The following is a 4,938-nucleotide window of genomic DNA, read 5'->3' as shown; positions in this document are numbered from 1 at the left end:
GTTGTTAAGTATTATGAAACTTTAAGTAGATTTTTATTTCATTATGAAGATTGCCATTACACAACCCGTATTCCTGCCTTGGTTAGGATTTTTCGACTTACTTGATACGGTTGATCTATTTGTTCTTTTAGATGACGTTCAATTGAGCAAAAGATCTTTCATGGTCAGAAATCGTATTCTGGATACAACGGGAACATCTAAATGGGCATCCTTAGCCATCCAAAATTGCCCGCAAAAAACCTTAATGAATGTCGCACTCATATCTCAAGAAAATGAATGGTGGGCAAAATTATTGAAACGCCTAGATGCAAGCTTTATCAATGCACCTCATTGGCCTAGCTTACGGCAAGACATTCAAGCGATGCTAAAGCCTCTGCCAAACGAGACTGTTGCAAAATATAATTGGCGCTTAATTAATTTTCTATGTGAGAAAATAGGAATCTATCGCGCGAAACCTTGGGTATGGTCATCACAGTTATCTTCCATGGGAACAGCAACTTCATACATGTCATCTCACGCCACGGCAGAGGATAAAATCATTGGAATTTGTACTCATCTGGGGGCAAGTTCTTATTATGGTTTTCAAGGCGGTATAGAAAAAAAACTCTATTCAGCCAAAAATTTTGCTGCAAGTGGTATCTCACTATACAAACAAATGTATAGTCATCCCATCTACCCTCAGGCAACGCGAAAAGAGTTTATATCACATCTCTCAATCCTAGACTTGTTGGCTCATCAAGGTATGGAAGGTGCAGTAGATGTCATTCGATCTGGACGAAACTGGATACGATGCCAGCCCTAGTGTCTCGCAATAATTAAGAGAGATATGAGTATTACATCTCAGTTGAGAGTGTCTTTTTCAGCATCTCATCTTCTTCTGTAAGATTAATTAAATTCATACGCCTCATCGTATATAAGTCAGATGCATTTAACTCATTGATATTATCCATAAAATTTTCATTATTCCATGGATCAAAGCTGGCACTAATTGTTTTTCCCGTCAAACCTAGAGCTTTACTTGATAAAAGAAACTTAACTAAATCAACTGGAACGGATATAGGAACAGATCCTTCCTTCAGCTTTTTCAGAGTTTCTGAGTAATGACTTTCTCCTGAATAATTTATACCTTTTTCAAGAGTTTCATTATGTATCTCGGTTGCAACAAAACCTGGCGCAACTGCATTAATACAGATTCCTTGTCCAGATAATTCTTCTGCGAGTGTTTCTGTAAGGCGAACAATACCAGATTTTGAAACCGCATAAGCACTATAATTCTCAAAAGCATTAAATGCGCCACCCCCTGCAAAAGTAATAATGACTGGATGGCGTTCCGCACGCATCAAAGGAACTACATTCTTCACAAAAAGATAAGTGCCAAATATGTTGGTTTTCAAACTCCCCCACCATTCTTCACTTTGAGAATTCACCATCGGACCAATAGATCCAAAGCTACCTGCACAATGAATAAGCCCATCAATATTATTTGACAGTTTAGATACTTCGGCAAAGAAGCTTTTTACGGATTCCTCATCACATACATCACAAGGATGAACAAATTTTACGCCATAATCTTTAAGATCTTCCAGCCGATCCTGCCGCCGTGCACATGCATAAACATGGTCACCATCATCTGTTAAAGTTTTGGCTATCGCCGCCCCAATACCTGAACTCGCGCCAGTGATAATAATATTACGTTTCTGATTCATTATTATTTCCTGGTGATAGAACTAAGATATCATGGTTTCGCGCTTTTTCAGCATCCAGAATACCGACACAGTCAAAGATCACTTTTCCAGCTAATCGTTCCTTTAAAGACGACCAATCCGGAGAAGAAAATTCTGGCCAATTCGTTGCAATAATCAACGCGTCAGCATGTTTTATACTTTCAGACATAGAATTTGCCATCTTGATATTTAACTTAAGATCCTCCGGAAGTTCTGCCATAGGGTCATATGCGGTTAGCTCATTTCGCGAATATAACTCTCGCATGATCTTAACCGCGAAAGAATTTTTTATTGATCTTGTATCCCTTTTATAAGCCACGCCCCAACACGTAATCTTCTTTCGATTTAGAAGCTTAAATGTATCCATGTGACGTCTTACCCATTTATAGCGCTCGGAATTGTAATCAATGATATGATCAACCAGTCTGCTATCAACTTTATATTGTTGCCCGATCATAGATAAGTGAGATAAATCACGTTCTAAGTTTCCACCTGAAATTCCCAAACCAGGTTGGATATAAGCATATTGCCCAATTCTTTTATCAAGCCGTAAAGCTGGGATAATTTCCGTCATTTGTGCCCCAGTCGCTTCACACAGATCTGCAACAGTATTTGCATAGGTTACTGAAGTTGAAAGATAAAGATTAATCGCAGCTTTTGTTAATTCTGCACTCTCATACTTCATGCGTAAAACAGGACAATTAAAATACTTTAATACTGCCTCAAAATGTACATTACCCTGAGCTTTATTTGTGTCACCGCCTAAGATAATTCTTTCCGGTGCAACGCTGCGATGAACCGCATCTCCAAAAACTAACGTTTCCACCCAGAACAATAAATTAATCTTTTTGTTTCTTAAAACAGATTGAAGTTTTTTATGAAATCTGCGTGTAAAACCAACAGGAACCTGACTCATTAAAACAACTGTTGTCTTATCTTCTAAATGAGGCAAAGCCAGATCAAGTAAACTTTCCAAGGCTGTCATATCAGAGACATTATCATCATTTGTTTCACTGTCTTTAGCCAACACAACGATATCACAAGCTCGTAATCTCGTCATATCATCACTAAAATGAATATTCTCTCGATTGTCTTTAAACGTTTTTTCTAAATTAGGTTCATAAATCGGGAAACTACCCCTATTTAATGATTCATCATAACTATTTGGATCAATTGCAACCACCTTTTCTCCAAAAGATGCCCAACAAATACTACTGACTATACTTAAATGTGAAATACCCAAGAAGCCGATTTGATGATTACCCATTAGCTAAGCTTTCCAGTTTTCGAATTGAGTAACAAGTTTCAGACATGCTGTTTTGATAAAATGACTGGTATCATCATGAAGAGTTTTATCATGAATATACTCTTCAAATTTTTTTATCTCACTTTCCCACGAGCTGTCATTTCCAGATGAAATTATAGTTTCTGTTTCTGGTACACCGCTTGGAAAAACACGCTTATCAATACGTAACTTACTTTCTCCCCACTTATTGAGTCCATCAAGAGACAGTGTTCCCTTACTTCCTGCAACTTCGATCTTAAATGTATTTTTCCACATAAGATAACTACATTCAAAAATGATGCGACTGTCTAATGATGAAAAAACAACATGATCAGGTGTGCTTGCTTCATTTGCTTGGCACACCCACAATCGATGTTCTTCGTCTCGGTGTCCAAAAAGATACACCGCAAGATCCAATAAATGACACCCAAGATCATCTAACACACCGGAACCAACGTCTCGCCAAGTTCCGGCAATATTCTTGACAGTACCATTTCCATAAACCATACGGATATTATATAAATCGCCGACAAAACCCTGACTGAGAAGCTCTTTCATTTTCATGACATTTGGCTCAAATCTGTGATTGTAACCCGTCATCAGAAGCAATTTCTTTTCTTGCAACAGATTATTAATCTTCACATAATCCTCATCCTTCAGATTTAACGGCTTCTCAACTAAAACATGCTTCCCAAGCTCCAATAAAGCTTGAATCAACTCTAATTTTTCAGAATTAGGCACACAAAGAATCGCTGCATCGTATAAATCAGGAGAAACAGCAGATATTTTTTTAAAGTCAGCGTCTTCATTAAAAGGGTCAACAATTGCAACACATCTCCCTCCCAAGGCCTTTTTTCTCTTCTGCCCAATATTCCCGTATCCTAAGATAATATATCGCATCTCGTCACCTAGTATGTGTGTGTTGCTGCAACATGTTCAGTTTAGAATGAATATTCTCTATCTTAATCGGTACATTACCTTTTACAGCACAGCTTTCAGCAGCAGCTAAACTACCTAGGATACTTGCTTCCACAATATTACCGCCACTTGCAAGAACCAATGATGAAAGTGCTAATAACGCATCACCTGCCCCAACAGCATCAACAATCTGATGAGCAAAACTATCTAAATGGAAAAAGCATTGCGGGCGGTCATCTGGATGACGGTGTACGATCACACCTTTTTCACGCAACTTCAGAATAACATTTTTCGTTGCGGATTCTGTTTGTAGTCTTTGAGCTAAAGAGCGGACACCGGTATCTTGATCCGCCAAAGCAAACCTCGCTTCTTGCTCATTTGGTGTTAACAAATCAAATTCTTTAAAATCTAAAACATTTCCCCAGCGATTACTCACTTGTGTATCAGCAACTTTTACCGAGGTATTCGGTATCGCAGAGGTTAATTCACCAATGGAAGCACTGTGGAAAATACCATGTCTGAAATCACTAAAAATAGTCAGTTTAGAAGCTGTCTGCGATAAACATTGACGGAAAAAACGTTGTTGGTCAGTACTGATCGGATTGTTATCCAAAGTATCAACCTGCAACAATTTATAGTCACTTGCCCAAAATCTTTCCTTTAATGTTGTTGGCCGTAACTCATCAGATAAAACATTCAACTTAATGCCTGCGGCTTCCAAGTCATCTTGTGCGAACCGCCCTGTTTCATCCTGCCCCAACATGGTAGAAAAGGTTACATTACCACCTAAACTAGCGAGATGCTTTGCTACAATACCTGCACCACCGACAAAATCTGAACTACCTAATTTCTTTAAGCTCATTGTAGGTGTTTTTGCTGTTGCCCCAAGCGGCGTACAATCTGTATGGCGATCCACAATTGTATCCCCAACGACATGAACATCTATCCCCTTAATGCGGTCCAATACATTATGAAGATCATCAAATGTAATATTTTCAACATCCATTAAAG

The 4,938-nt window shown here is 38.4% G+C and carries 5 protein-coding genes; 1 reads left to right on the top strand and 4 read right to left on the bottom strand.

The features are described 5' to 3' along the window. The first annotated feature begins 43 nt into the window (after nt 1-43). The gene (locus E1160_RS00705) at nt 44-802 is read left to right on the top strand and encodes a WbqC family protein (RefSeq protein WP_155153076.1); all 759 of its coding nucleotides are present in this window, start codon (nt 44-46) and stop codon (nt 800-802) included. A gap of 31 nt (nt 803-833) precedes the next feature. On the opposite strand, the gene E1160_RS00700 is transcribed toward E1160_RS00705, so the two are convergent. The 4 genes from E1160_RS00700 to E1160_RS00685 form a co-directional block, all read right to left on the bottom strand. After that, nucleotides 834-1,706, bottom strand: a complete 873-nt coding sequence (locus E1160_RS00700) for an SDR family NAD(P)-dependent oxidoreductase (protein WP_155153075.1) — start codon at nt 1,704-1,706, stop codon at nt 834-836. Further along, nucleotides 1,690-2,991, bottom strand: coding sequence for a nucleotide sugar dehydrogenase (locus E1160_RS00695; RefSeq protein ID WP_155153074.1), 1,302 nt, complete (start codon nt 2,989-2,991; stop codon nt 1,690-1,692). Before E1160_RS00695 ends, E1160_RS00700 begins: the two co-directional genes overlap by 17 nt. A gap of 3 nt (nt 2,992-2,994) precedes the next feature. Continuing rightward, nucleotides 2,995-3,909: a Gfo/Idh/MocA family protein gene (locus E1160_RS00690; RefSeq protein WP_155153073.1), complete on the bottom strand. Its 915-nt coding sequence runs from the start codon at nt 3,907-3,909 to the stop codon at nt 2,995-2,997. A 4-nt stretch (nt 3,910-3,913) separates the two neighbouring features. After that, on the bottom strand, nt 3,914-4,938 hold a 1,025-nt coding region (locus E1160_RS00685; RefSeq protein WP_155153072.1), incomplete at its 5' end, for a PfkB family carbohydrate kinase.

This window comes from Curvivirga aplysinae (assembly GCF_009711445.1).
In the GTDB taxonomy this organism is placed as follows: Bacteria; Pseudomonadota; Alphaproteobacteria; order UBA8366; family Aestuariispiraceae; genus Curvivirga; species Curvivirga aplysinae.
The sequence above is the reverse complement of the archived record's forward strand: the minus strand, read 5'-3'. Positions and strand labels throughout refer to the sequence as shown.